The organism is Amycolatopsis sp. NPDC003676 (assembly GCF_053587275.1).
This window is the reverse complement of the sequence record NZ_JBSFNS010000060.1, coordinates 21,059-46,691: the sequence shown is the minus strand read 5'-3', so window position 1 is coordinate 46,691 and position 25,633 is coordinate 21,059. Positions and strand designations below refer to the sequence as shown.

Genomic DNA, 25,633 nt, shown 5'->3' with positions numbered 1-25,633 from the left:
TTGTCCGGCTTCAAGACCACCGCATTGCCCGCCATGAGCGCTGGAATGGCGTCGGCGTCGAGATCGACGGTGACGGCATGGTGCTCGAACTCTCGGGCGGGATGGGCCGCAAGCTCGTCGCCGAACCCGGCTCGGTGCCCGCCGACGGTGAGGCCCTCGGGTTCGCGCGGTTCTCGCCGACGCCGTTCAACGGTCAGCTGAATCTGCCCGCCCGCGAGGACACCCCGTGGACGCACGGCGGTCCGCCGCCGGAATGGGCGCCGCCCACCGACGACGAAGGGGAGGAGCTGCAGTGACCACGCCGGACGAGGCCGTCGCGAACATTCTCACCGACCTGCGCGACGCGAGCCATCGCGCCATCGTCGTCGACTCGCCGCCCGGCGCTGGCAAATCCACGCTGGTCGTGCGGGCCGCCCGCCAGCTCGCCGAGGACGACGATCAGCGGATGATCGTGGCCCAGACCAACGAGCAGGTCGACGACCTCATCGACCGCCTCGCCGGGGCCGATCCGGCGATGCGCATCGGCCGCCTCTCCAGTACCGCGTACGTGACCAGCGAGCGGGTCGACCAGCACGCGAACGTCCGCGTCGCGACCAAACCCGCCGACCTGGCCGATCGCACGATCGTCATCGGGACCGCCGCCAAGTGGGCCACCATCACCGACGGCAGCTGGTCGCACGCGATCATCGACGAGGCGTATCAGATGCGCTCGGACATGTTGTTGCGCATCGCGAATCGGTTCGATCGCGGGCTGTTCGTGGGCGATCCCGGGCAGCTCGATCCGTTCGCCACCGTCGAGACCGCGCGCTGGGCGGGGCTCACCTGGGCTTCACGGCCGGTCCGCTAGGCGCCCACCGCCGCCGCGACAGCACGCCCAGTCAGCACCCGCGCGAGGTGCTGCCGGTATTCGACGTCGGAATTGCCGTCCGCGACCGGGTTGGTGCCCTCGGCCGCGTGCGCGGCGGCCGCCCGGATCGTCTCCGCGTTGGCCTGCGCGCCGAGCAACGCCTGCTCCACGCCAGTCGCCCGGACCGGCGTCGCGCCCATGTTCGTCAACGCCACCCGGGCTTCCTCGATCACGCCGCCCTCGGTGCGCACGGTGGCCGCCACCGCGCACATCGACCAGGCCTGGGCGACCCGGTTGAACTTCTCGTAGTGCGCCCGCCAGCCGGTGTGCTTGGGCAGCCGCACCTCGACGAGCAGCTCGTCCGGGGCCAGCGCGGTGGTGAAGTAGTCCTGGAAGAACTCCGCCGCGGACACCGTGCGCCGACCGTTCGGACCGGCCAGCACCAGCTCGCCGTCCAGCGCGAGCACCGGAGCCAGCAGGTCGCCTGCCGGATCCGCGTGCGCGATCGCGCCGCCGAACGTGCCGCGGTGCCGCACCTGCGGATCCGCGACAGTGTCAGTCGCTTCCTTCACCAACGCCGCGTGCTCGGCGATCAGCGGGTCGCGCTGGACCTCGTAATGCGTCGTCATCGCGCCGACCACGAGCGCGTCGCCGTCCTCGCGCACTCCGCGCATTTCGGCGACCTTCCCGAGGTCGACCAGCGTGGTCGGCGCGGCCAAGCGCATCCGCAGCACCGGCAGCAGGCTTTGCCCGCCTGCCAGCACCTTGGCGTCCTCGCCCGCCGCGGCGAGCGCCTGCACGGCTTCGTCCACCGTGGACGGAGCGACGTAGTCGAACGGAGCCGGGATCACTGGGCACCTCCGGAGGCGTCGATCGAACCGAGACCGCCACCGGCCTCGCCGCCGGGTCCGCCGGCATTGGCTGAACCGGTGCGCACCGCGTTCCACACGCGCATCGGCGTGAGCGGCATTTCGATGTCGTTCACCCCGAACTGGCGCACCGCGTCGACCACCGCGTTGACCACGGCAGGCGTCGAAGCGATCGTGCCCGCCTCGCCGACCCCCTTGGCTCCCAACGGGTTCGTGGTCGACGGCGTCTCCGTGCGGTCCGTGGTGAACGACGGCAGGTCGGCCGCCGACGGCAGCAGATAGTCGGCGAACGTGCCAGTGGTGAGCGTGCCGCTTTCGTCGTGCACGGCTTCCTCGAACAACGCCTGTGCGATGCCCTGGGCGAGCCCGCCGTGCACCTGGCCTTCCACGATCAGCGGGTTGACCACCTTGCCGACGTCGTCCACGCAGACGTACGAACGCAGCTTCACCTGGCCCGTTTCCGTGTCCACTTCGGCCGCGCACAGGTGCGTGCCGTGCGGGAAGGAGAAGTTCTCCGGGTCGAAGGTGGCGTCGGAATCAAGGGACGGTTCCACGCCGTCCGGCAGGTTGTGCGCGGCGAACACCGCGAGCGCGATGTCCTGGATCGTCGTCGACGAATCCGTGCCCTTCACGGTGAACTTGCCGCCGGAGTACTCGAGGTCGTCCTCCGAACACTCCAGCAGATGCGCGGCGATCGGCTTCGCCTTCGCGACCACCTTCTCGGCCGCCTTGACGATCGCGATACCGCCGACGACGAGCGAACGCGAACCGTACGTGTCGAGGCCCTTGTGCGAGGACTGCGTGTCGCCGTGCAGGACTTCAACGTCCTCAAACGACACCCCCAGCTGGTCGGCGACGATCTGGCTCCACGCCGTCTCGTGCCCCTGACCGTGCGCGGACGCACCTGTCGTGACCTCGACCTTGCCGGTCGGCAACATCCGCAGCGACGCGTATTCCCAGCCGCCGGCGCCGTAATCGAGCGAACCCAGCACCCGCGACGGCGCGAGCCCGCACATCTCGGTGAACGTCGAAATCCCGATGCCGAGCTGCACCGGATCGTTCGCCTCGCGGCGTTCCTTCTGCTCGCGGCGCAGCGCGTCGTAGCCGAAGAGCTCCTTCGCCTTCTCGGTCGCGGCCTCGTAATTTCCGGAGTCGTAGGTGAGCCCGCAGACCGTGGTGAACGGGAATTCCTCGTGCTTGATCCAGTTCTTTTCGCGCAGCTCCACCGGGTCCATGCCCAGCTCGTCGGCCAGCTCGTCCATGATCCGCTCGATCGCGAACGTCGCTTCCGGACGGCCCGCGCCGCGGTAGGCGTCGGTGAGCGTGGTCGTGGTGAACACGTTGGTGCAGGCGAAGTGGTAGGCCGGGATCTTGTAGATCGCGTTGAACATGAACGCGCCGAGGATCGGCACGCCCGGCCCGACCAGGCCGTTGTACGCGCCGAGGTTGGCGAGCAGTTCGACTTTGAGCCCGGTGACCGTGCCGTCGGCCTTCGCCGAGATCGTGATGTCCTGGATCTGGTCGCGGCCGTGGTGCGCGGCGAGCATCGTCTCGGACCGGGATTCGTTCCACTTCACCGGTTTGCCGAGCTTGTTCGCGACCAGCACGGACATCATTTCCTCGGGCAGCACGCCGATCTTGCCGCCGAACCCGCCCCCGACGTCCGGGGCGATCACGCGCAGCTTGTGCTCCGGGATGCCCAGCGTCAGCGCGGACATCACGCGCAGAATGTGCGGCACCTGGGTGGCCGACCACATGGTCAGCTGCGCGCCGGTCGGGTCGACCACGCACGCGCGCGGCTCCATGAACGCGGGCACCAGGCGCTGCTGGCGGAACCGCCGCTTGAGCACGACCTCCGAAGAGGACAGTGCTTCCTCGACATTGCCGCCCGTGCCCGCCTCGGCCGAATCGAAGACCCAGAAGGCGTTCTTGTTGCTGCCCAACTCCTCGTGGACGAGCGGCGCGTCTTCGGCGAGCGCGGCTTCCAGGTCGAGAACCGGCGGCAGGTCTTCGTACTCGACCTCGATCGCCTCGAGCGCGTCATGCGCCTCCGCGGACGACCGCGCGACCACGACGGCCACGCCCTCGCCAGCGAAATTCACCCGATCCGACGCCAGCACCGGACGTCGCGGCGCGGCCATGTCCGGCGTGATCGGCCACGCGCACGGCATGCCGATCGCGCCCTCAGGGTCGAGGTCCGCAGCGGTGTAAACGGCAACGACACCAGCAGCTTCCTTCGCCGCCGACGTGTCGATCGAAACGATCTTGGCGTGCGCCAGCGGACTCCGCAGCACCGCGAGATGCAGCATTCCCGGCAACGCGATGTTGTCCGTCCACCGGGTGCGCCCGGTGATGAGCCGCTCGTCTTCCTTGCGGCGCCGGGACTTTCCTACCTCAGGCTCGATCGTGGCAGTCATCATTCACCACCCACGCCGACGTGGTTGGGCTGATCGATCTTCTCGGCGTCCGGCCCCGCACCAGGACTCATGTGCTTCGCGGCGTCGCGAACCGCCTTCACGATGTTCTGGTAACCAGTACAGCGGCAAAGATTGCCCTCAAGCCCCTCGCGGACGGCTTGCTCGTCCGGGTCCGGGTTGTCGGCGAGCAGGTCGATGGACTGCATGATCATGCCCGGGGTGCAGAACCCGCACTGCAGCGCGTGATTGTCGTGGAAAGCTTGCTGGACCGGGTGCAGCTGGCCGTCGCGGGCCAGCCCCTCGATGGTGGTGACCTCGCATCCGTCGGCCTGCACGGCGAGGACGGAACAGGATTTCACGCTGTGCCCGTCGAGATGGACGGTGCACGCGCCGCAGTTGCTGGTGTCGCACCCGACGACGGTGCCCACCTTCCCGACGCGTTCCCGTAAGTGGTGGACGAGCAGGGTGCGCGGCTCGACGTCATCGGTGTATTTCGTGCCGTCGACAGTGACGGTGATGCGCATCAAAGGCCTCCAAGTGCAAATGCCCGCCAGCCCCGGCGGAGGCGGCGGGCCGGTTCGGGAACGGCCAAGGCGCGATCGTGATCGGCCTCACAGGGGAGCGTGCTACGCCTATCGCGCGCGGACAAGTCCTGATGTCGCACGTCGCCGGGGTGGTTCCGCAGATGCGGGTGTTTTGGTGATTTTGACGCGCAGATGCGTGAAGCCGGACGGGTGATTTTTCAGCCGCCGGGGGTGGTGGGCGGATCTTGCCGCAGGGGCGCGGTTTCTTGGCGGGCGTTCACCGGGTTTCGTTGCTGGACGCGGTTTTCCCGGCGGATTGCGCCGCTGAGGTGGGTCGTTCCGGCCGCCCGGGACGGCGGTCTGGACGGTTCTGGACGGTGCCGCACTTCCTGGCGGCTACTGGCCCGCCGCAACTGCTGGAGATGCACCGCCCCAGCCTGCCGGGTCAGCGAATCCGCTCAGTCAGCTGTGAATCCGCCCCGTCAACGCCGCCAGCCGCCGCCCGGTCCCGCTCCAGCGCAGCGCGATGATCTCCGCCGCGATCGACACCGCCGTCTCCTCCGGCGTGCGCGCGCCCAGGTCGAGGCCGATCGGCGACGACAACCGTTCCAGCTCGCCCTCGGTGATCCCTGCCTCGCGGAGCCGCGCGAACCGGTCGTCATGCGTCTTGCGCGAACCCATCGCGCCGACGTACCCGACGTCGAGCCGCAACGCGACCTCCAGCAGCGGCACGTCGAACTTCGGATCGTGCGTGAGGACCGCGATCGCCGTCCGCGCGTCGATCCGGCCCGCGTCGGCCTCGGCCTTCAGGTAACGGTGCGGCCAGTCGACGACCACGTCGTGCGCCTCCGGGAACCGGCTGCTGGTCGCGAACACAGGGCGCGCGTCGCAGACCGTCACCTGATACCCGAGATAAGCACCCATCCGTGCCATCGCGGCGGCGAAGTCGATGGCACCGAACACCAGCAGTCGCGGCGGCGGTTCGAAGGAGTTCACGAAAACCGCCATGCCCTCGCCGCGGCGCTGCCCGTCCGGTCCGTAGTGGAGCGTCCCGGTGCGTCCAGCGGCGAGAAGCCCGCGCGCGTCGTCGGCGACGGCATCGTCCATCCGGGACGAGCCAAGGGACCCCTCGACCCGATCCGGCCACACGATCATGTGCTCGCCGACCAGTCCGGGCGTCTCGTGCTCCACGATCGTGACGACCGCGACCGGCTCGCCGCTGCGCACCGATTCGACGACGCGCTCCAGCTCCGGCATCGACGCGCGGTCCACCGGCTCGACGTAGATGTCGATGATCCCGCCGCAGGTCAGCCCGACCGCGAAGGCGTCGTCGTCGCTGACGCCGTAGCGCTGCAAAACCGGCTTCCGCTCGGCGACGACGTCATTGGCCAGCTCGTAGACCGCGCCCTCGACGCAGCCGCCGGACACGCTCCCGACGACCGTCCCGTCCGGCGCGACCATCATCGACGCGCCCGGTGCCCGCGGCGCCGACGAAAACGTGGCCACCACCGTGCCGAGCCCGACCGTTTCGCCCGCCTGCCAGCGGCGGTACACGTCGTCCAGTACGTCACGCATCGGCAATCTCCCCGAGGAGTCGTTCCAACGTCGCCAGGCTGTGCCCGGCCAGCAACCGGTCGATGTGCGGCAGGGCGGCCACGATGCCGGATTGGACCGGAGCATAACCCTCGCGCCCTGCGTGCGGATTCACCCAGAATACGGCGTGCGCGAGACGGCGCAGCCTGCCGAGCTGCTCGGCCAGCAAGCTGACGTCGCCGCGCTCCCACCCGTCGGAGAACACGGTGACTACCGCGCGTCGCGCGAACCCGCGCTGCCCCCACCGGTCGAGAAACACCCGGAGCGTCTCGCCAAGCCTCGTCCCACCAGCGAAATCAGGCACCGCGGTGCCGGCGGCGAGCATCGCCTGCTCCGGATCGCGCTGCCTGAGCTGACGGGACACGCGCGTCATCCGAGTACCTAGTGTGAACACCTCGACCGACATCGGCGCCGCCCGCGCGACGACGTGCGCGAACCGCAGCAACGCGTCGGCGTACGGACTCATCGAGCCGGAAACGTCGATCAGCAACACGACTTTCCGCGCCCGCGTCCCCCGCCGATGATGCGCCAGCCGAACGGGCTCGCCACCGGACGCGAGCATGGCGCGCAGAGTCCGCGCCGGATCAAGCGCACCACGATGCGCCGGCGTCCGCCGCGCCGCCCTTCGTCGAGGCAAGACGGGCCGCAGCGTCGCGAGCAACTCCCGGAGGTGCGCCCGCTCAGCCTTGGTGAGCTCGGCGAGATCCCGATGCCGGAGAACCTCATGATCGCTGGCCGCGACGCGGAGCGTGTCGTGAGATTCCTGGGTGCTCTCCCCGTCGCCGCCGGCCGCGATCAGTGGAGCGATCCGGGCCTGCTTCCGCACCGGAGTCCCGCCGGTCGCCCTAGGACTGTCGTCTCCCTCGAACCACCGCGCGAACGCTTCCTCGTAGCGAGGCAAGTCGTCGGGGTCGGAGCAAAGGGTCAACCGCCCGACCCAGTAGAGCTGCGTCGGCCGGGCAACATCGACCTTCGCCACGGCGGACAGATAGGCCTGCACCCGCCGCGCGTCACAGGCGACGCCCGCTTCGCGCAATGCCGCCGCGAACCCCGCGTAACCGGCGAGGGGGTCGGCGACTTCGGTGTTCATGTCCCCCATTGTGACCCCAATGCGAGAAACCGCGCCGCGACAGCCTGACGCAGCTTGTGCTGGTGTCCAGCGCGTGCGCCGACCGCCCCCGACGCGGTCCGGCGCGGTCGATCAGGTGATCCGGGCCGTGTTTCGGCAAGCTGAGGTTGCCACGCGGCTCCCCAGCGCCACAGCTGATACGGCTCAGCAACCCCAAGTTGCGGCTGTCCGGCTGCAGGCCGCCAGTTGTCGGCAGTGATCTTGGCGCGCGGAGGTTTTTGGCCGCGCACGTGCTTTAGGCGGCGCGGAGGTTCTATGCCGCGCAGCCGTTCCTGGCCTCGCAGAGGTTCCTGGACGCGCAGAGGTTCCTGGCCGGGTCGAGGTTCTTGGGCGCGCGACGGTTCCGGCTTGAGCTGCTCCAGCTCGCCAGTGTTCCTCCGCACCGCCATTCCAGAGTGAACCGCGTCGGCCCCGCAGATGTTCCGCTCTGCTCGAACTCACCGCGCCACCAGACCTGCGAACGATTCCATCCAACTCTCGCCCGCGCACCCAACGCTCGGGAACCCAGCACCGCCTGCCGAGACAACTCCAAGAGTCATCGTCCGGACCAAGCACAGCACGGCCCGCACCAAAGCCCGCGCGCATCCCGCCCCGCCATGCCAAGCCGCCGCCCGTCGTTTCCCCAGGCACACCGCTCCGCAGGGCCAAGCCGCCGCGCGAACCTCCCGGCCGTCTCGGCTCGGTCGGTCTCAGCACCACGCCCGCGACAACGTCCCGAGCCATCTCAGCCCAGCACCATTCCGCGCCAAACCTCCAAAGGCCCGCACCCCCGCGTCAACCACGGCACCCGGCGAAGGGCGGCCGCGCACGCCGTCCCGCCTCCGGGACAGCGTGCGCGGACCGTGGTTGCGCGCAGCAGCCAGCCCCGGTAGCACAGGGCGGGCGCGCGGAACCTTCAGGAAAGAACGGAACTCAGCGGACGGCCGGGAGGGCAGTCCGGGCGAAGTCGGTCACGAGCCCTCCTTCCGGCACAAGCACAGTCACAGTCACAAAATCAGTGAAGTCGGCGAAGTCATTCGGTGATGCTTCAAGCATGCCCGATCCCGCACCCCGCCGCAACGGAATTACCTGATAGTCCACAGTGGACGCAAGCTCAGGAGAACAGCGTGTCCAGCTTCGCCCGCACCCGGTCGAGGTCCTCGCTGTACTTCAGCACCGCGCCGAGGGTGCGCGCGGCCGTCGCGGCGTCCAGTTCGTCGCGCTGGAGCGCGAGCAACGCCCGCGCCCAGTCAAGGGATTCCGCGACGCCAGGCGGTTTGAGAAGGTCCATCGCCCGCAGCCGGTGCACCGCGTCGGCGATCTGCCGGGCGAGCGTCTCGCCGATCCCCGGCAGCCGACGGCGCAGGATGTTGATCTCCCGAGCAAGATCAGGATGCTCAAGCCAGTGGTAAAGACACCGGCGCTTGAGCGCGTCATGCACCTCGCGCGTCCGGTTGGACGTCAGCACGACCAGCGGCGGCTGCTCCGCACGCACCTCGCCGTACTCCGGGATCGTGACGGTGTACTCGTCCAGCAACTGCAGGAGAAACGCCTCGAACTCATCGTCAGCGCGGTCGATCTCGTCCACAAGCAACACGCACGGCGTCGTAGTGAGCGCCTGCAGCAACGGCCGCGCGAGCAAGAACCGCTCCGTGTACAGCGAACGCTCGGCAGTTTCCGCATCGAGCCGTCCGCCGTCGGCCGCTTCGAGGGCGCGCAGGTGCAGCAGCTGACGGGGGAAGTCCCATTCGTAGAGCGCCTGCGCGGCGTCGATGCCCTCGTGACACTGCAGCCGCACCAACGGCCACTGCAACGCCTCGGACAACGCGAGCGCCAGCGACGTCTTCCCGGTGCCCGGCTCACCTTCGCAGAAGAGCGGACGCTGCATCTGCGTCGCGAGGAATCCCGCGGTGGCCAGCCCCTCGTCGGCGAGGTAACCGGTGGTGTCGAGGGCAGCCGCGAGCGCGTCGGGCGAGGCGAGGGACTCTGTCACATCCCCGATCGTAGATCTGCGACCGCCAGGTTCGCCGTTCGCCGCCGCCCAGCAATGCTCAACCGCGCGCCGCTGAGCCGGGTAGCCGCAGATCAAGTGTCGTTCACGGCCAGGCCCGCGATGGATCGCGGCACGACCCGATTCACCGCCAGTTCGACTTGGGCTCCAACCCTCACGCGAACTCGCGCAGATCCGTCGGCACGCCCAACCGCAAGCCCGTCATCGCCCCGGCCCGCAGCGCCGCCGTCCCGACGAGACAAACCGAAGAGCAGCAGATCAACCCCAACCGGACCGGACCCGCCGGCTCAGCCCCGCACCACGACACCGTTCATCGCCGCTCCGCACCAGGCCCAGCCAAATCCCCAGGCCGATCGACGTCACTGCCACTACCGAGATCACCGCACTCGACAAGCCGCACGTCAGACCGTCCGCGCAACCAGTCCCGAGCCCCGTGGTCACCCTGCGCCGAATCCGCGATCTCACCCCACCAACGCCGCCCGAACAGCACCGGATGCCCAGGAACCCCCTGGTAAGCCGCCCGAACGACCGCGTCCTCGGACGCCTCCCCGACGATCCGCGCGAGCGCCGCGGCAGGCACCCACGGCAGATCCACCAGGTGCACGAGCACCGCGGCCGCCGACTCCCCCGTCAGCGACTCGAGCCCAGCCTTCAGCGACTCCCCCATCCCGTCCTGCCACCGCTCGGCAGGCACCGGAGTGACGTCCGGCGGCAACAGCTCGCGGACCTGATCAGCCGACGCGCCGACCACTACCCGCACCGAGGCGCACCCGGCGTCGGCCAGGTTCCGGACAGCCCGCCGGACCAGCGGCTCCCCGTCGTACTCGACCAGGGCTTTGGGCCCACCGAATCGCCGCCCCGCCCCGGCGGCGAGCAGCAGTCCGGCAACCGGTTCCGGCATCGGTGCTCCTCAGCCTCGGACCGCTCGCCCGGGCGCGACCGCGGCGAGATCTGCCGAAATGGCCGTCGCGGTCTCGATCAACGGCGGAACGAACTGGGTCCGGACGACGTCCACCGGCGTCCGGCTCGCGTGCGTCGAGATGTTCACCGCGGCGACCGCGCGCCCCTTCCGGTTGCGGATCGGCGCGGCGACCGAGCGCAGGCCCTCTTCGAGTTCCTGGTCGACCATCGCCCAGCCCTGCTCCCGGACCTTGGCCAGCTCGGCCTCGAGCGCGGTGCGGTGGGTGAGCGTGTGCGGGGTCAGCCGGTCGAGGTCGGCGACGATGAAGTAGGCGTTGAGTTCCATCCGATCCATGTCGGCGAGCAGCACGTGTCCCATCGACGTGGCGTGCGCGGGGAACCGCGTGCCGACGTTGATGCTCACCGTCATGATCCGCGACACCGCGACGCGCGCGACGTACACGATGTCGGCGATCTCCAGCACAGACACGGAACTCGACTCGTGCACCTGCTCCGAGAGCCGCTCCAGATGCGGTTGCGAGATCTCGGCCAGGCTCAGGCTGGACAGGTAGGCGTAGCCGAGTTCCAGCACGCGCGCGGTGAGCGAGAAGTACTTGCCGTCGGTGCGGACGTAGCCGAGGTCCACGAGTGTCAGCAGGAACCGGCGGGCAGCCGCGCGGGTCAGCCCGGTGATGCGCGCGACGTCGCTGAGCGTCGGGTGCGGCGCCTCGGCGCTGAACGCCTTGATCACCGCCAGCCCGCGTTCCAGCGACTGCACGTGGTGCGCGCCGCGTTCCGCCTGGTCGTCGGATTCCATGCGGCGAACCTTATCCGGCCGGTGGCTGGGCGGTGGTTTCTCCCAACTCGGCGAGGACGCGCTGGGCGATCCCGATCGCCGTGTTCGCCGCCGGCACCCCCGCGTACACGCCGGTGTGCAGCAGCACTTCGCGGATCTCGTCCGCGGTAAGCCCGTTCCGCACTGCCGCACGGACGTGCATCGCTAGCTCGTCGTGGCAGTGCAGTGCGGTGAGCGCGGCAAGCGTGATGCAGCTGCGGGTCCGCCGGTCGAGACCGTCGCGCGTCCAGACCGAACCCCACGCCGCTTCGGTGATGTACTCCTGGAACGGCTTGCTGAACTCGGTGGTCCGCGCGACCGCCCGGTCGACATGCTCGTCGCCGAGCACCTCGCGGCGCACCCGCATGCCCGCCTCGTAGCGGTCTCCGGTCACTGTTCCTCCGTGATCCGCTCGAGGATCAGCCGGGTGAACTCCTCCGGCTGTTCGTAGCTGCCCAGGTGCGCCGCGGAGGCGACAACCTCGAGCCGGGCGCCGGGGATCCCGTCCGCGATGACCCGCCCGTGCGGCTCAGCTGGCGTCGACGGGTCGTCGGCACCAGCGATGACCAGCGTCGGAACGGAGATCTTCGGCAGGTCGCCGGTGAGATCCATCCGCCCGATCACCTCGCAGCAGCCCGCGTACCCCTCGTCGGGCTGCGCCGTGACCATCTCACGCAGGTACGCGACCTGGTCCGGATGCGCCTGCGCGTAACCCGGTGTCACCCATCGCCCGACGCTGGCTTCCGCGACCGCCCCAGTGCCCTCGGCCCGCACGAGACGCGCGCGATCGGCCCACATCTCGGGCGGTCCGAGCAGCGCTGACGTGCAGCACAGCGTGAGGCTCGCCAACCGCTCCGCGGCGTGCGCGCCGAGCCACATCCCGGTCATCCCGCCCAGCGACAGGCCGACGAAGTGCGCGCGCTCGACGCCGAGGTCGTCGAGCAGCCCCAGCACGTCGCCGCCCAAATCGGCCAGGTCGTACGGCCCCGGCGGCACCGGCGACGACCCGTGGCCGCGCGTGTCGTACCGGACCACGCGGAATCCGCGTTCGGCCAACGGCGCGACCTGTGGCTCCCACATCCGGTGGTCGCTGCCGATCGAGTTGGAGAACACCACCACCGGACCCGCCGGCGGGCCTTCGACGACCCGGTGCACCCGGACACTGCTCACGCTTGAACCTCCACAATGGACACGGCCGGTCAGACCGCGAAGAACACCGTCTCGCCTTCGCCTTGCAACCGCACGTCGAACCGGTAATCGGTGCCGTCTTTCTTGGCCAGCAACGTGTCCCGGCGTTCCTCGGGAACGCTCGCCAGCACGACATCGCCGGCGTTGTCCTGGTCCTCGAAGTAAATGCGCGTGACGACCCGGTTGAGCAGCCCGCGAGCGAACACCGACACGTCGATGTGCCGGGCCTGCGGAGCCCCGGTCGCGTCCGGCACTGCTCCGGGCAGCACCGTGAGAATCCGGTACCGGCCTTCGGCATCGGTGGGACATCGGCCGAACCCGCGGAACGGCTCGCCGGGCTTGCCGCGCGGATCGTCGGGATGGTCGAACCCGCCGTTCGGGTCCGCCTGCCATGTCTCGATCATCGCGTCGGGAACCGGGTTTCCCGCGCCGTCGTACACCCCGCCGCGGATCCACACCGCGCCTTCGGTGCCTTCCGGGACCACGAACGGCCCGTCGTCCCACGGCAGCCCGATGGACAGATACGGCCCGACAGTCTGCGAGGGCGTGCCTTCGAGCCTCACTCGTCCTCCTCCTCGTCCTCGAACACAGACTGTTCCCGTCCGCGCACCACGATGTCGAACTGGAACGCCAGCGCCCATTCCTCCTCGGTGCGGTCGAGGTCGAACCGGGAGATCATCCGCTGCCGCGCCTTCTCGTCCGGGATGGAGTTGAAGATCGGGTCCTGCGAGAACAGTGGATCGTCCGGGAAGTACATCTGCGTGACGAGCCGCTGGGTGAACGCCGAGCCGAACACCGAGAAGTGGATGTGCGCGGGACGCCACGCGTTGTCGTGGTTCTTCCACGGGTACGCGCCGGGCTTGATGGTGGTGAACTCGTAGCGCCCGTCGCCGTCGGTGAGCGTGCGGCCGAGCCCGTCGAAGTTCGGGTCGAGCGGGGACGGCCAGCGGTCGCCGGTGTGCCGGTAGCGGCCGCCCGCGTTGGCCTGCCAGATCTCCACGAGCGAATCGCGGATCGGCCGCCCGTCGCCGTCGAGAAGCCTTCCGGTGACGATGATCCGCTGGCCCTGCGGCTCGCCCGCGTGCTGGCGGGTGAGGTCATTGTCGAACTCGCCGAGCCGCCCCGGGCCGAGCAGAGGACCGGTGACCTCGGTGAGCATCTGCGGCAGCAGGACCAGCGGCTGCTTCGGATGCCGCAACGCGGTGGAACGGTACGGCGCGTAGTCGAGCGGCGGATGGGTGCCGTCCGGATCAGGCCGGTACTGCGGCAGGCGCCGTTCGGTCGGTGTGGCCACGATGCCTCCCCTTTCTCAGCGATTCTCGAGCACGACAGCGAGACCCTGGCCGACGCCGATGCAGATCGCCGCGAGGCCCCAGCGACCGCCGGTGCGGCGGAGCTGATGCGCCAGCGCGCCGATGATCCGGCCGCCGGACGCGCCGAGCGGGTGCCCGATCGCGATGGCCCCGCCGTTGACGTTGACGATCTCCGGGTCGAGCTTCGACCATTCTTTCAGGCAGGCCAACGACTGTGCGGCGAACGCCTCGTTGAGTTCCACCGCGGCGAGGTCGCTCCAGCCGATGCCTGCCCGTTCGAGCGCGATCTCCGCCGCGCGCACCGGACCGATGCCGAACACGTCCGGGTCGACTCCCGCGGCGCCGCGGCCGGCGATCCGGGCCAGCGGCGTCTTGCCGAGCCGCTCGGCCGCCGCCGCGTCACCGAGCAGCAACGCCGACGCACCGTCGTTGAGCGGCGATGCGTTGCCCGCCGTGACGGTGCCGTTTTCCTTGCGGAACACCGTTTTCAGCTTCGCGAGCTTCTCGGGCGTGGAGTCCGGCCGGATGCCCTCGTCCCGGGTCAGCTCGACGCCTTCCACCGGAACCACGTGGTCGTCGTAGAAGCCCTCGTCCCACGCCCGGGCGGCATTCACGTGGCTGCGCGCGGCGAACGCGTCCTGCTCGTCCCGGGTGATGCCGTAGCGCTCGGCGAGCAGTTCAGTGGACTCGCCGAGGGAAACGGTCCACTGCGACGGCATCGCCGGGTTGACCATCCGCCAGCCGAGCGCCGTGTTGTACAGCGTCTGGTTGCCCGCCGGAAAAGCCTTGTCCGGCTTCGGCATCACCAGCGGCGAGCGGCTCATCGACTCGACGCCGCCCGCGACCACCAGCGAGGCGTCGCCGACCTGGATCGCCCGGCTCGCCTGCATGGCCGCCTCGACGCCGGACCCGCACAGCCGGTTCACCGTCGCACCGGGAACCGACGTCGGCCAGCCCGCGAGGAGCGCGGCCATCCGCGCCACGTTCCGGTTGTCCTCGCCCGCGCCGTTGGCGTCGCCGAGCAGCACCTCGTCCACAGTGGACGGATCGAGTCCGTTGCGCTCGGCCAGCGCGCGCAGGACGCCCGCGGCCAGGTCGTCAGGGCGCACTCCGGAGAGAGCGCCGCCGTAGCGCCCGAAGGGAGTGCGGATCGCGTCGAGTACGTAAGCGTCGCTCATTCGCCGGCCTTCTTCAATTCACGGAGCAGGGTCAGTTCGCGTTCAGTGGGCGCGGGGGTGGTCTTGAGGTCCGCGGCCGCCTTCAGTGTCCACCCCGTCGCTTCCACGACCTGTTCCAGCTCGATCCCGGGGTGCAGTTCGGTGAGCGTGAGCTCCGCAGTGTCCGGATCGGGCCGCATCAAACCGAGGTCGGTGACCACGAGCGTCGGCCCGGCTCCGCGCAGGCCGAGCCGTTCGCGGTCGCCGCGCCCGGTGCCGTGGCCGAACGACGTCACGAAGTCGACCTTGTCCACAAAGGTGCGCTTGCTCTGCCGCAGCACGACGAACACTTCCTTGCAGGACGCGGCGATCTCCGGCGCTCCGCCCGCGCCGGGCAGGCGCACCTTCGGATCGTGATAGTCGGAACCGATGACCGTGGTGTTGATGTTGCCGAACTTGTCCAGCTGCGCCGCGCCGAGGAACCCGACGTCGATCCGGCCGGGCTGCAGCCAGTAGTTGAACACCTCGGGCACGCTGACGACCGCGTCGGCGGTGTCGGCCAGTTCGCCGTCGCCGATCGACAGCGGCAGCCTGCTCGGTTTCGCGCCGAGACAACCCGATTCGTAGATCAAAGTGAGGTTCGGGGCGTGCGTGCGGCGGGCCAGGTTCGCCGCGGTGCTCGGCAATCCGATCCCGACGAAACACGACATGCCCTCGCCGAGCGCGCGCGCCGCGGCGATGCTCATCATCTCGTCAGCGGTGTACTCGCTCATGCCTTCACTCCGGTCAAGTCGTTCAGCCACTTGGCGAATTCCTCGCGGTCCCGGCCGATCTCGTCCCACGTCTGGTACGCCGCGTTGTCCCGCTCGTAGTACCCGGCGGCGTACGAGGGCGCAGCGCCGCGCGGCACCTCTGCCACCGCGGTGACCGCCCAGGACGGAAGGACCAGCGCGCCCGGACGGGGCTCCAGCTCGTCGACGACCTCTTCCACCGTGACCAGCGACCGCTTCGCCGCCAGCACCGCCTCCTTCTGCACGCCCGCGATGCCCCACAGCTGGACGTTGCCCGCCCGGTCGGCGCGCTGCGCGTGCACGATCGTGACGTCCGGGTTCAGCGCCGGCACCGCGGTGAGCTGCTCGCCGGTGAACGGGCAGGTGATCGGCTTGATCGTGTCCGTCTGCGCGGGCAGATCGGTGCCGGTGTAGCCGCGCAGCACGGCGAACGGCAGCCCGGAAGCGCCTGCGACATAACGGTTCGCCATGCCCGCGTGACTGTGTTCCTCGATCTCCAGCGGCACCGGCCACGAGTGCTGCACCGCGTCGCGGAACCGGTGCAGCGAGCCGACTCCGGGGTTGCCGCCCCAGGAGAAGATCAGCTTGCTCGCGCAGCCCGCGCCGATGAGCTGGTCGTAGACGATGTCCGGCGTCATCCGCACGAGTGTGAGGTTCCGCCTGCCCTGACGGATGATCTCGTGCCCGGCCGCCACGGGGATGAGGTGCGTGAAGCCCTCGAGAGCGACGGTGTCTCCGTCGTGCACCAGCTCGGCGATCGCCTCGCCGAGCGACAGCACCCTTGCCATCACGAGCCCTTCCGTCTGGATCTTCCTGCTTCCGCCGTTCCGTGCTAGCGTGTTCGCATAGCGCACAGAAGTTCTACATATGAACATAGCACGGTCCGGCCGCCCGCGGGAGTGCCAAAGGGTGAAGCGGACGTCCGGACAGACGACAGAAGACAGAGCAAGGTTTGCGGGCTTCGAGAGGAATGAGGTGATGCGATAAGACAACACGGTGCGCTGGGAGTCGGCGAACGGGTTTCGCGGCGACACAGAGCGGCGCGGCCGTCGGCAGACCGGAATTTCGTTGCGTGGTACCGCAATGCGGAATTCGGGCACTGCCCGCGTCGGCGGCGTTCTGTCGCGGTTGGACGCTCCGTCGCAGCTCAGGCGGGTGTCCGGCGGTGAGCGCGCCGCGAACCTCGCTCGGGCGGCACAGTCGGCATTAGGCTGCTCGGCATGCCGAAGATCGCTGTCACCCGCTGGATCCCGGACGAGGCCGTGCAGGTGCTCGGCGAGGCAGGCGAAGTCGAAATCTCGCCGGAGGACCGGCCGCTCACGCCCGAGGAACTGCGGAAGTTCGTCGCCGGCGCGGCCGCGGTGGTGTCGATGCTGCACGACCGGATCGACGGCTCGGTCGCGGACGCGGCGGGTCCCGAGCTGAAGGTCGTCGCGAACGTCGCGGTGGGCTACGACAACGTGGACGTCAGTGCACTGGCGGACCGCGGGGTCGTGGTCGCCAACACGCCAGGCGTGCTCACCGACGCCACCGCGGATCTCGCGTTCGGACTGCTGCTGGCCGTCTCGCGGCGGCTCGGCGAAGGCGAACGTTTGCTGCGCGCACGGCAGCCGTGGTCGTTCCATCTCGGCTTCCTGCTCGGGTCCGGCTTGCAGGGCAAGACGCTCGGCATCGTCGGGCTCGGGCAGATCGGCCGCGCGGTGGCGAAGCGGGCGGCGGCGTTCGGGATGCGGGTCGTCTACTCCGGACGGTCGGCGAAGCCGGACTTCGACGGCGAGTTCGTGTCATTCGACGAACTGCTGCGGCGTTCCGACTTCGTGTCGCTGCACTGTCCGCTGACTCCCGAGACCCGGCACCTTGTCGACGCGGACGCGTTGCGCGCCATGAAACCGAGTGCGTACCTCGTGAACACCACGCGCGGTCCAGTGGTCGACGAGTCGGCGCTGGCCGACGCGCTCGAAGCCGGCGAGATCGCGGGCGCGGCGCTGGACGTGTTCGAGAAGGAGCCGGACGTCGAGCCGCGGCTGCTCGAGCGCGACGACGTGGTGCTGACGCCACATCTCGGATCGGCGACGGTGGAAACGCGTACGGCAATGGCGGTGCTGGCCGCACGCAACGTCGTCTCGGTGCTCGCCGACGCCGAGCCGCTGACGGAGGTGGGCCGATGACCCGGGTCGTGATCGCGCCGGACAAGTTCAAAGGAAGCCTGACCGCGGTCGAGGTGACGGAAGCGATCGCGCACGGCGTGCGCGATGCGTTGCCAGACGCCGAGATCTCCGCGTGCCCGGTCGCCGACGGCGGCGAAGGAACGCTGGAGGTGCTCGAGAACGCGGGCGGCTCGATGGTGCGCCTGTCGGTGCGTGGTCCGCTCGACGAACCGGTCGAGGCGCGGTATGTGCTGCTCGACGGCACGGCCTACGTCGAATCGGCGCGTGCGTGCGGCATCGAGTTCGTGACGCCCAGCCGGGAAGTCGCGCTGGCCGCGCACACGTGGGGCGTTGGCGAGTTGCTGAACGACGCCCTCGCCCGCGGAGCGCGGCGGCTCGTGCTGACCGTCGGCGGCACCGCGAGCACCGACGGCGGCGCTGGGATGCTGGCCGCCCTGGGTGCCGAGGTCGTCAACGCGTCCGGTGCGCCGGTCGGTCTCGGCGGCGGGTCGCTGGCGCAGGTCGCGCGCGTCGATCTGGGTCCGGTGCGGGAACGGCTGGGCGGGGTGCCGGTCGCGGTCGCGACAGACGTGACGAATCCGCTGCTTGGCGCGAACGGGGCGGCGGCCGTATTCGGCCCGCAAAAGGGTGCCGACCCGGAAGACGTCCAAGCGCTCGACGAAGCACTGGCGCACTGGGCCAAGGCGCTTGTGCAGGCTGGCACGTCGGACGTGTCCGACCTGCCCGGAGCCGGGGCCGGCGGAGGTGTCGCCGCGGGCGCGATCGCCGGGTTCGGCGCGACGGTCGAGTCCGGCTTCGACCTGATCGCCGCGTTGACCGGCGTCGACGAAGCACTGACCGGCGCGGATCTGGTCATCACCGGCGAGGGTTCGCTGGACGAACAATCACTGTCCGGCAAGGCCCCGGCAGGCATCGCGGCTCGCGCCGGGCGGACCGGCATCCCGCTGCTCGTGCTCGCCGGACGGATCCAGCTGGACGCGGACGCGCTGGCCAGCCTGGGAGTAGTGGGCAGCAGCGCGCTGATCGACCACGCGCCGTCGCTGGACTACGCCCGCGCCCACGCCGCGGAACTGCTGCGCGAACGGGCCGCGGTGCTGGTGCGGGACTGGCTGCGCGCCAAGTAGCAAAGCGCTCCCGCGATCAACCGCGGGAGCGCTTCTGCTCAGCTCAGCCGTCTTGGACAACCCATGTCTAGGACGGCGGTGCCACCCAGGGATCGGCCATGGATCAACTCGCCGGATCCGGACGACATCCGGCAGTTCCGGCGAACGGCACACGGGATCACCCGGCAGACACCGCCGCGCGAACCCGTGGCCGGGCGCTTGCGCAGCCGTCAGGCGGACTGCTGCTGGGGCAGGACGGCGAAGGCGACGTCGCCGGTGTCGTCCTGCTGAACGTCGAGGACCTTGTCGTCCAGCAACGCGGCTGCCTGCGGCTCAAGGAAGACCTTCGCCCCGCCGTCGGCGCCGACGATGCGGTCGCCGTCTTCCGGGGCCGGGGCTACCGACAGCGCCAGTTGGGCGCCGTCGCCTTCCATGCTCTGCAGCGCGAAGCGCAGGCCGCTTTCTTCGGAGCCAGTGCCTTGTTCAGCGGTCAACGCGGTGATCGCCTCGGCGGCGGCTTCGGTAACGGTCAGCATCTTTCGGCCTTCCCTTCGTCGCAGTCGGATGCGCGCGGTCGGTTGCAGGGTGGTTTTTCACGCTAAAGGCGGCACGACCGTCGCGCAGTGTGAGCGCGAGAGGCGTTGCCGCGACGGTGGAACCTGTCACAAATACGTTTGAGATCAGGCTCTTCGGGCCATAGCCGACCGGATCGCGTCGGCGACCGTGCAGCCCCCGTGGTCGACCCGCTCGCCCGGTCTGGGATTCGCGGGCCAGCCAGCCTCGGCCACGCTGACCGGCTCGCCAGTGTCGGCCGATCCCTCGACGCCCCCTCCGGCCACCGGCGGCCGAACCTCCGGCGGCTCCCCCGCACGCTGACTCTCCCGGACCTCGGCGGAGCCTGCCCCAGCACGCACCGCACCTCTGGGCGCGGGCGCACGGAACGGGTCGACACGGGAACTGTCCGCCCCGGGTGCTTGACTCTCGCGGAGAGCGTCGTCACCGGAATCGCTCACGGGCACCTCCCGAAAGTCCGGATTGTTCGTGGTGAGCTACCCGAGCCGACTTCCGGTGAAACGGGCCGAACGGCTGTCGTCGGAATCACAGTGGTTCCTGCGGTCCGCCAGGGCGTCAGTGGGCTGAGCGGAGCTAGCGTCGAAACCATGACCACCACAAGGTGGATGCCGCGCGGCCGGATCGGACTCCGCCCCCGGCGCAAACCCGGCCCGGACGCCGCCAGCAACGCCCCGCTCGGCGACGACGCGATCGACGCCATGCCGGAATACCGCACGCTCGACGAGCCTTCAGGCCGGTCCTCGAGCCTCGATGAGACCGCCGACCAGCTCCGCCCAGCCGCACTCGCCGACGAACTCAATCGCCGCGACTCGCTGGACTCCGACGCCGACCGCAGCAGGGACGACCCCCGTCGCCACTCAACGGCGAATCCAAGCGCCGACCGCCACGGGACAACCGATGGTGACGCTGATCCGCTCCCGCCAGAGCCCGGAGACGAGCGCACCCGTCGCCACCTGGCGGCAAACGCGAGCACGAATCGCCACTCAATGGCGACTACCCCAGCGACCTTGCTGCCGCCCAGCCCCGGGACCGAACTCGTCAGCCACGACCAGGTAACCGACGCGAACGCCCATCGCCGCCAACCGGCAACGGGCGACGCCAAACCGCTGCGGTCAGAGATCGTCAGTGGCCGTTCAACGGCGAATCCGAACGGCACTCACGGTGAAGCAGCAACCGACAACGCCGAACCACCACACCCGGACGTCAGCAGCCAACACGCCAGTCATCACCCACCGGCTAACCCCGCCAGGGCCCACGATGAGGCGGCAACTGACAACGCCAAGCCTCAGCACTCCGGCACCATCCGACGCACCAGTCGCCACCCAGCGGCCAATCCCAGCAGCGCCCGCCGCGAAGCGGCAACCGACAACGCCGAACCACCACACCCGGATATCAGCACCCAGCGCGCCAGTCGCCACTCAACGGCGAATCCGAACGGCGCTCGCCATCAGGCGGCAACCGGCGACGCCGACCTGCGTCCGCCAGAGCCCGCCAACGACACCGCCACGGAAGCCAGCCGTCCGCTCCGCCCGGCAACGGATCTCGTAGCCGAATCCCACCTCGACGGACCTCACCCGAATCCGCCAGCCGTCCTCACTCCGCATCCAGCACCCGCAACCGTTGCCGATAATCGGCCAACCCACGCCGCCGACCGCACTGCCCGCCGTCGCGAGATCGGGGGCCATGCGGCCTGGTATCTGGCCGCCGGTGTCGTCACCACCGGGCTGCAGGCCGTCCTCTTCCTCGCCTTCCGCCCGGAAATCGGCGCGCAATGGGCGAATCTCGCCGCGCTCGCGATCACGACGATCGGCAACACCGAGTTCCACCGCCGCGTCACGTTCGCCAAACGGAGCAGCCACGCGGGCAAGCGGCACCTTCAGGATCTCGTCACGTTCGCCTTCTACGCCGGCTACGGATCGGCCGTTCTCGCGGCCCTCGACGCCGTCGTCGCGCATCCCTCCGCCGGGCAGCAAACCGCCGTGCTTCTCGCGGCCAGTTTCGTCGGCGGGGTCGTGCGGTTCGCCGTTCTGCGCTGGTGGGTTTTCGCCCGGACGCGGCGAACGGACGCGCCACAAGATCACCAACGGTAGTGGAACCCGTTCTACCCGCAGTGCGACCACTCTCTGTTGCGCTACCCGGCTATCACTCTTCGTGACGCAGCAAATCGGACATCCGCACATGCTGCGAGACCGGATTCGTACTGTGCGTCGGCTGGTCTCGTTTGTGTCAAGACCACTGCTGCTAACGGGGTATTCGTAGTTGAAATGTGGACGGTCGGCCTCCGGCCGCTTAAGGTTACGGAGCGTCGCAACGATCGCAGTGCTCCCCCCGTTCGATTGGAGTACTTGCGACCGCAACATCACAGAGTGTTGACCCCAAGACAGCGACGGTCGCAGGGTTGCCGGGGAGACGACCATGACAGCACCGTCGAAGACGTCCCGTACTGCGGTGTCCGACGTCGCGGGCTACGTGAGCCCTGCGACGCTGCCCCGGTCCGGTGGACGTCTCACCAAAGAAGACCTCGACCCGCTCGTACGCGCCGCGGGTCAGGGCGATCAATCCGCGATCGCCGATCTGCTGCACGTGCTCCGCCCCGTCGTCGCCCGCTACTGCCGGGCCCGGATGGGCGGCCGCGACCTCTCCTATCTCGCCGCCGACGACGTCGCGCAGGACGTCTGCATGGCCGTTCTCAAGGCCCTTCCCGATTACCAGGACCGCGGCGGCTCGTTCCTCTACCTCGTGCACGCGATCGCGGCCAACAAGGTCGCCGACGCCTACCGGGCCGTCGCGCGCGACCGTTCCGAGCCGGTTCCCGAGCTGCCCGAACACCCGCTCGCCGGCGGCAACGAGCCGGAATCGCACGCGCTGCGCCTCGATCTCGGCAGCCGTCTGCAGGAACTGCTCACCCGCCTCGCCCCGCTGCAGCAGGAGATCCTGGCGCTGCGCATCGTCGTCGGCCTCAGCGCGAACGAGACAGCTGAAACGCTGGGTATTTCGGCCGGGAACGTCCGCGTCACGCAGCACCGCGCGCTGTCCAAGCTCCGCGAGATGGTGCAGGGCCAGGACTTCTGAGCCGTTCCGTCACTCGAACGGCTGGAACGCCGGCGAGGACCGCTGAATAGGTCGACAGGCTCGGCTTCGCGCGGCACTCTGGATTTAGCCCGCCGCATCTCTCAGCTCAATTCATAAACGCGTGCCGCCGTGCGCTCGAAGACGTCCAGCCGTTCCGGGTCGCTCAGCACTCCGGTCAGCGACACCGCCGCGTCCAGTACGACCTCGTACGCTGCCGCCAGTTCGCACACTGGCCAGTCGGAGCCGAACATGACCCGGTTCGCGCCGAACGACTCGAAAACGTGGTCTGCGTAGCGGCGCAGATGGCCAACCTGCCATTCGCGCCAGTCGGCTTCCGTCACCAAGCCGGACAGCTTGCAGTGCACGTTCTCGTGCACGGCCAGCGATGCGACGCCGTTTGCCCACGGCTGCCATTCGCCGGCCGCGATGCCCGGTTTCGCGGCGTGGTCGAGGACCAGCCGCAACTCCGGCAAGCGTTCGGCGACCCGCCGGGCGGCGTCAAGCTGCGCCGGTGCCACCAGCAGGTCGTAGACCAGGCCTGCGGCGCCGACCGCGCTCAGGCCGCGCAGGATTTCCGGACGCAGCAGCCAATCCGGGTCCGGTTCGTCCTCGACCTGGTGCCGGATGCCGACCAGCGGGCCGAGTTCGCGCAGCCGGGCGAGCCGGTCGGACACGTCCGGGGCGGCGAGGTCGACCCAGCCGACCACGCCTGCCACCAGTGGCTCGGACGCGGCAGTGGCCAGGAACGCCTCGGTTTCCGTCTCGTCCGAAACGGTCTGCACCAGCACCGTGGCGTGGACGCCGGCCGCGGTGGTCACCGTGCGCAGATCGTCGACTGTGTATGGCTTGCGGATCGGAGCCAGCGCGTCGCCGGACATCCACGGGTACTCGCGGCGCGCCGGATCCCACAGGTGGTGGTGCGAATCGATCACTGGGTTCCTCCGGACACGACGGGACGGGCGGCCGACCGCAGCAGGCCGGCGTCGGCGAGGTCGTCCCACAGTACGGCCGGGATATTCGCCGCTGCCCGGCGAACGTTCAGCGACACCTGGTCGGCGTCGTGCGCGCCGACGACCACCGACACCACCGCGGGGTGCGTGCGCGGCAACGCGAGCGCGGCTTCCGGCAGCGAAACACCGTGCCGTGCGCAGATTTCCGCTATTTTCTGTGCTTTCTCCACGAGATCCGCAGGCGCGGCCGTGTAATCGTAAATAGTGCCGGGTTGTTCAGTAGCGAGAATTCCCCCGTTGAACACGCCGCCAGCCACGACACCGACGCCGCGTTCGACGCACAGCGGCAACAACTCGTCCAATGCGGGCTGGTTCAGCAAGGTGTAGCGACCGGCCATCAGAACATGGTCGAGATCGAACCGGCGCACGAATTCCGCCAGCATCGGCGCCTGGTTCATCCCGGCCCCGATCGCGCCCACGACACCCTGCTCGCGCAACTCCAGCAATGCCGGGAACGCGCCGGCGACCGCTTCCTCGAAATGATCGTCCGGGTCGTGCACGTACACGAGATCGATGCGGTCGAGACCCAGCCGGTCCAGGCTCGACTCCAGCGAACGCAGCACCCCGTCGCGGCTGAAATCCCAGCGGCGGCGGTAAGTCCCGGGGACGTCGAACCCCTGGTCGTCACGTTCCCCGGGGGCCACCGCGCGCGGTTCCAGCACCCGTCCGACTTTCGTGGACAGGACATATTCAGCCCGCGGATACGCCGACAGCGCGGCCCCGAGCCGACGCTCGGACAGTCCGAGCCCGTAGTGCGGCGCCGTGTCGAAGTAGCGGATCCCCTCGTCCCACGCCCTCCGTACGCTCGCCGCAGCGATTTCGTCCGGCACCGCGTGGTAGAGGTTGCCCAGTTGCGCGCCGCCGAGTCCCAGCGGGGGAAGGTCCACGGTCACGCCTCCGCCGGGAGTTGCCACACCAGCCCGAGGCCGTGGGCGACGTCGGAATGGTCGAGGTCGAGGAGTTCGTTGATCCGCTTCTGCCACGCGATGTCAGCCGGGTCGTCGGCGAGTTTCGCGCGCATCTGCTCGAAGTCGTCCACCTCGACGAAGTGGAACAGGTCGAGCCCGTCACGCCAGATCCGCCACGAGCGCACGCCCGCGCGGCGCAGCGCGGCGTCCAGATCCTGCGGGATCACCGCGTGCACCTCCTCGTAGATTTTCTCCATTCCGGGCTTGAGCCGGGTGCGCAATGCGACCGTTTGCGGCGCCGGGCCGTGGGTCATCGTTCCTCCTGACGGGAGTCGTGGCACGCTGTAGGGGGTAAACATCCGAGGTCTCTGCAGGGAGGGCGGTCCCGATGCCCGTCACCGATGTCGCGATCGACAAGATCAAGGACATGATCATTTCGGGCGAGCTGGCCCCGGGCGACCGGCTCCCCAAGGAGGCCGAGCTCGCGCAGCGGCTGGGGCTGTCCCGCAGTTCGCTGCGGGAAGCGGTGAAGGCGCTGTGCCTGATCCGGGTCCTGGACGTGCGCCAGGGCGACGGCACGTACGTCACCAGCCTGGAGCCGAACCTGCTGCTCGACGCGATGACCTTCGTCGTCGATTTTCACCGCGACGACACCGTGCTCGATTTCCTTGCCGTGCGGCGGATTCTGGAGCCCGCAGCCACCGCGATGGCGGCGCTGCACATGCGCGACGAGGACGTCGCCGAGCTCGGTGCGCTGCTCGGCGAATTGGAGGACTCGCCGACCGTCGAGGCGCTGGTGGCCAACGACTTGCAGTTCCACCGCAAAATCGCTGATGGCTCGGGCAATCCAGTGCTGTGCTCGTTGCTCGAAAGCCTCTCCGGCCCGACGGCGCGAGCCCGGATCTGGCGCGGTCTCACCCAGGAAGGCGCGGTCGCCCGAACCCGAGAACAGCATGCCGCGATCTACGACGCCATCGCCGCCCGAGAACCAGAACTGGCCCGCTCGTGGGCGACGGTGCACGTGGCCGGAGTGGAGCAATGGCTGCGCAGCACCCTGGTCGAGGACGCCGCGGCTGGCGATGACGCCGAGCCCGCCGCTTCCTGACCGGCCAGAGAGGGCGGCCGTTCCTGGCCGGACGCGAATGACGGCGGCTCCAGAGTGGATGGAGATCGCGACGGTTCCGGACCAGACTGCGATGGCAGCGATTCCAGAGCGGACGGGAACTGCAACGGCTCCGGACCAGAC

Annotated in this window: 25 protein-coding genes and 1 pseudogene; 7 read left to right on the top strand and 19 right to left on the bottom strand. The window is 69.4% G+C overall.

The window, feature by feature from the left end:
- A pseudogene (locus ACWDNU_RS28750) lies at positions 1-296 on the top strand (hypothetical protein); the annotation flags it as partial.
- Complete coding sequence (locus ACWDNU_RS28745) at positions 293-847, top strand: AAA domain-containing protein (RefSeq protein ID WP_449671186.1); 555 nt, start codon at positions 293-295, stop codon at positions 845-847. The pseudogene ACWDNU_RS28750 and the gene ACWDNU_RS28745, both read left to right, overlap by 4 nt.
- Here the strand turns inward: ACWDNU_RS28745 and ACWDNU_RS28740 are convergent.
- From ACWDNU_RS28740 to ACWDNU_RS28670, 15 genes are all read right to left on the bottom strand, one after another.
- Positions 844-1,698: an FAD binding domain-containing protein gene (locus ACWDNU_RS28740; RefSeq protein WP_370939524.1), complete on the bottom strand. Its 855-nt coding sequence runs from the start codon at positions 1,696-1,698 to the stop codon at positions 844-846. The two genes, ACWDNU_RS28745 and ACWDNU_RS28740, sit on opposite strands and share 4 nt — an antisense overlap.
- Entirely contained in the window at positions 1,695-4,133 is a 2,439-nt protein-coding gene (locus ACWDNU_RS28735; protein ID WP_370939525.1) for a xanthine dehydrogenase family protein molybdopterin-binding subunit, read from the bottom strand. The genes ACWDNU_RS28740 and ACWDNU_RS28735 overlap by 4 nt, the downstream gene beginning before the upstream one ends.
- Positions 4,133-4,657: a (2Fe-2S)-binding protein gene (locus ACWDNU_RS28730; protein ID WP_449671185.1), complete on the bottom strand. Its 525-nt coding sequence runs from the start codon at positions 4,655-4,657 to the stop codon at positions 4,133-4,135. Before ACWDNU_RS28730 ends, ACWDNU_RS28735 begins: the two co-directional genes overlap by 1 nt.
- Before the next feature lie 462 nt (positions 4,658-5,119).
- Positions 5,120-6,232 (bottom strand): XdhC family protein, encoded by a 1,113-nt coding sequence (locus ACWDNU_RS28725; protein ID WP_449671184.1) that lies wholly within the window; start codon positions 6,230-6,232, stop codon positions 5,120-5,122.
- Positions 6,225-7,340: a vWA domain-containing protein gene (locus ACWDNU_RS28720; RefSeq protein WP_370939527.1), complete on the bottom strand. Its 1,116-nt coding sequence runs from the start codon at positions 7,338-7,340 to the stop codon at positions 6,225-6,227. Before ACWDNU_RS28720 ends, ACWDNU_RS28725 begins: the two co-directional genes overlap by 8 nt.
- A 1,132-nt stretch (positions 7,341-8,472) precedes the next feature.
- Complete coding sequence (locus tag ACWDNU_RS28715) at positions 8,473-9,351, bottom strand: AAA family ATPase (protein WP_370939528.1); 879 nt, start codon at positions 9,349-9,351, stop codon at positions 8,473-8,475.
- A gap of 328 nt (positions 9,352-9,679) precedes the next feature.
- A complete protein-coding gene (locus tag ACWDNU_RS28710) occupies positions 9,680-10,270 on the bottom strand; it encodes a nucleotidyltransferase family protein (protein ID WP_449671183.1) in 591 nt (196 codons plus the stop codon).
- 9 nt (positions 10,271-10,279) lie between these two features.
- On the bottom strand, positions 10,280-11,086 hold the full coding sequence (locus tag ACWDNU_RS28705; RefSeq protein ID WP_370939530.1) for an IclR family transcriptional regulator domain-containing protein: 807 nt from the start codon (positions 11,084-11,086) through the stop codon (positions 10,280-10,282).
- Between the two features lie 10 nt (positions 11,087-11,096).
- Positions 11,097-11,498: a 4-carboxymuconolactone decarboxylase gene (gene pcaC, locus ACWDNU_RS28700; protein WP_449671182.1), complete on the bottom strand. Its 402-nt coding sequence runs from the start codon at positions 11,496-11,498 to the stop codon at positions 11,097-11,099.
- Positions 11,495-12,274, bottom strand: coding sequence for a 3-oxoadipate enol-lactonase (gene pcaD, locus ACWDNU_RS28695; protein WP_449671181.1), 780 nt, complete (start codon positions 12,272-12,274; stop codon positions 11,495-11,497). The genes pcaC and pcaD overlap by 4 nt, the downstream gene beginning before the upstream one ends.
- 29 nt (positions 12,275-12,303) lie before the next feature.
- Complete coding sequence (gene pcaG, locus ACWDNU_RS28690; protein WP_449671180.1) at positions 12,304-12,855, bottom strand: protocatechuate 3,4-dioxygenase subunit alpha; 552 nt, start codon at positions 12,853-12,855, stop codon at positions 12,304-12,306.
- The gene (gene pcaH, locus ACWDNU_RS28685) at positions 12,852-13,586 is read right to left on the bottom strand and encodes a protocatechuate 3,4-dioxygenase subunit beta (RefSeq protein ID WP_449671179.1); all 735 of its coding nucleotides are present in this window, start codon (positions 13,584-13,586) and stop codon (positions 12,852-12,854) included. The genes pcaG and pcaH overlap by 4 nt, the downstream gene beginning before the upstream one ends.
- Before the next feature lie 15 nt (positions 13,587-13,601).
- Positions 13,602-14,783, bottom strand: a complete 1,182-nt coding sequence (locus tag ACWDNU_RS28680) for a thiolase family protein (protein WP_449671178.1) — start codon at positions 14,781-14,783, stop codon at positions 13,602-13,604.
- Positions 14,780-15,535, bottom strand: a complete 756-nt coding sequence (locus ACWDNU_RS28675; RefSeq protein ID WP_370939536.1) for a CoA-transferase subunit beta — start codon at positions 15,533-15,535, stop codon at positions 14,780-14,782. Before ACWDNU_RS28675 ends, ACWDNU_RS28680 begins: the two co-directional genes overlap by 4 nt.
- Entirely contained in the window at positions 15,532-16,341 is an 810-nt protein-coding gene (locus ACWDNU_RS28670; RefSeq protein ID WP_370939537.1) for a CoA transferase subunit A, read from the bottom strand. Before ACWDNU_RS28670 ends, ACWDNU_RS28675 begins: the two co-directional genes overlap by 4 nt.
- Before the next feature lie 432 nt (positions 16,342-16,773).
- Here ACWDNU_RS28670 and ACWDNU_RS28665 point away from each other — a divergent pair, with 432 nt between their 5' ends.
- Positions 16,774-17,721, top strand: coding sequence for a 2-hydroxyacid dehydrogenase (locus ACWDNU_RS28665; RefSeq protein WP_449671177.1), 948 nt, complete (start codon positions 16,774-16,776; stop codon positions 17,719-17,721).
- Positions 17,718-18,845, top strand: coding sequence for a glycerate kinase (locus tag ACWDNU_RS28660; protein ID WP_370939539.1), 1,128 nt, complete (start codon positions 17,718-17,720; stop codon positions 18,843-18,845). The genes ACWDNU_RS28665 and ACWDNU_RS28660 overlap by 4 nt, the downstream gene beginning before the upstream one ends.
- A gap of 209 nt (positions 18,846-19,054) precedes the next feature.
- On the opposite strand, the gene ACWDNU_RS28655 is transcribed toward ACWDNU_RS28660, so the two are convergent.
- Complete coding sequence (locus ACWDNU_RS28655; RefSeq protein ID WP_344285923.1) at positions 19,055-19,360, bottom strand: iron-sulfur cluster biosynthesis protein; 306 nt, start codon at positions 19,358-19,360, stop codon at positions 19,055-19,057.
- A gap of 1,710 nt (positions 19,361-21,070) precedes the next feature.
- Here ACWDNU_RS28655 and ACWDNU_RS28650 point away from each other — a divergent pair.
- Positions 21,071-21,487, top strand: a complete 417-nt coding sequence (locus tag ACWDNU_RS28650) for a GtrA family protein (RefSeq protein WP_449671188.1) — start codon at positions 21,071-21,073, stop codon at positions 21,485-21,487.
- Between the two features lie 325 nt (positions 21,488-21,812).
- The gene (gene shbA / locus ACWDNU_RS28645; RefSeq protein ID WP_370939540.1) at positions 21,813-22,469 is read left to right on the top strand and encodes an RNA polymerase sigma factor ShbA; all 657 of its coding nucleotides are present in this window, start codon (positions 21,813-21,815) and stop codon (positions 22,467-22,469) included.
- Positions 22,470-22,570: 101 nt separating this feature from the next.
- Here the strand turns inward: shbA and ACWDNU_RS28640 are convergent, their stop codons facing one another.
- Genes ACWDNU_RS28640 through ACWDNU_RS28630 form a run of 3 tightly spaced genes read right to left on the bottom strand, consistent with a single transcriptional unit; the run spans position 22,571 to position 24,701 of the window.
- Positions 22,571-23,401 carry an amidohydrolase family protein gene (locus ACWDNU_RS28640; RefSeq protein ID WP_449671176.1) on the bottom strand — a complete coding sequence of 277 codons (831 nt, stop codon included), beginning with the start codon at positions 23,399-23,401 and terminating at the stop codon, positions 22,571-22,573.
- Positions 23,398-24,372 (bottom strand): aldo/keto reductase, encoded by a 975-nt coding sequence (locus ACWDNU_RS28635; RefSeq protein WP_370939542.1) that lies wholly within the window; start codon positions 24,370-24,372, stop codon positions 23,398-23,400. Before ACWDNU_RS28635 ends, ACWDNU_RS28640 begins: the two co-directional genes overlap by 4 nt.
- The gene (locus ACWDNU_RS28630) at positions 24,369-24,701 is read right to left on the bottom strand and encodes an L-rhamnose mutarotase (RefSeq protein ID WP_370939543.1); all 333 of its coding nucleotides are present in this window, start codon (positions 24,699-24,701) and stop codon (positions 24,369-24,371) included. The genes ACWDNU_RS28635 and ACWDNU_RS28630 overlap by 4 nt, the downstream gene beginning before the upstream one ends.
- Before the next feature lie 74 nt (positions 24,702-24,775).
- Here ACWDNU_RS28630 and ACWDNU_RS28625 point away from each other — a divergent pair, with 74 nt between their 5' ends.
- The gene (locus ACWDNU_RS28625) at positions 24,776-25,492 is read left to right on the top strand and encodes a FadR/GntR family transcriptional regulator (RefSeq protein WP_344285917.1); all 717 of its coding nucleotides are present in this window, start codon (positions 24,776-24,778) and stop codon (positions 25,490-25,492) included.
- The last annotated feature ends 141 nt before the right edge of the window (positions 25,493-25,633 follow it).

What these genes read in the sequence shown, in the direction of transcription:
- ACWDNU_RS28735 (WP_370939525.1), bottom strand. Translation starts at nt 4,133, where the DNA reads ATGACTGCCACGATCGAGCCTGAGGTAGGAAAGTCCCGGCGCCGCAAG.
- ACWDNU_RS28730 (WP_449671185.1), bottom strand. Translation starts at nt 4,657, where the DNA reads ATGCGCATCACCGTCACTGTCGACGGCACGAAATACACCGATGACGTC.
- ACWDNU_RS28725 (WP_449671184.1), bottom strand. Translation starts at nt 6,232, where the DNA reads ATGCGTGACGTACTGGACGACGTGTACCGCCGCTGGCAGGCGGGCGAA.
- ACWDNU_RS28720 (WP_370939527.1), bottom strand. Translation starts at nt 7,340, where the DNA reads ATGAACACCGAAGTCGCCGACCCCCTCGCCGGTTACGCGGGGTTCGCG.
- ACWDNU_RS28710 (WP_449671183.1), bottom strand. Translation starts at nt 10,270, where the DNA reads ATGCCGGAACCGGTTGCCGGACTGCTGCTCGCCGCCGGGGCGGGGCGG.
- ACWDNU_RS28705 (WP_370939530.1), bottom strand. Translation starts at nt 11,086, where the DNA reads ATGGAATCCGACGACCAGGCGGAACGCGGCGCGCACCACGTGCAGTCG.
- ACWDNU_RS28680 (WP_449671178.1), bottom strand. Translation starts at nt 14,783, where the DNA reads ATGAGCGACGCTTACGTACTCGACGCGATCCGCACTCCCTTCGGGCGC.
- ACWDNU_RS28675 (WP_370939536.1), bottom strand. Translation starts at nt 15,535, where the DNA reads ATGAGCGAGTACACCGCTGACGAGATGATGAGCATCGCCGCGGCGCGC.
- ACWDNU_RS28670 (WP_370939537.1), bottom strand. Translation starts at nt 16,341, where the DNA reads ATGGCAAGGGTGCTGTCGCTCGGCGAGGCGATCGCCGAGCTGGTGCAC.
- ACWDNU_RS28665 (WP_449671177.1), top strand. Translation starts at nt 16,774, where the DNA reads ATGCCGAAGATCGCTGTCACCCGCTGGATCCCGGACGAGGCCGTGCAG.
- ACWDNU_RS28660 (WP_370939539.1), top strand. Translation starts at nt 17,718, where the DNA reads ATGACCCGGGTCGTGATCGCGCCGGACAAGTTCAAAGGAAGCCTGACC.
- ACWDNU_RS28655 (WP_344285923.1), bottom strand. Translation starts at nt 19,360, where the DNA reads ATGCTGACCGTTACCGAAGCCGCCGCCGAGGCGATCACCGCGTTGACC.
- shbA (WP_370939540.1), top strand. Translation starts at nt 21,813, where the DNA reads ATGACAGCACCGTCGAAGACGTCCCGTACTGCGGTGTCCGACGTCGCG.
- ACWDNU_RS28630 (WP_370939543.1), bottom strand. Translation starts at nt 24,701, where the DNA reads ATGACCCACGGCCCGGCGCCGCAAACGGTCGCATTGCGCACCCGGCTC.
- ACWDNU_RS28625 (WP_344285917.1), top strand. Translation starts at nt 24,776, where the DNA reads ATGCCCGTCACCGATGTCGCGATCGACAAGATCAAGGACATGATCATT.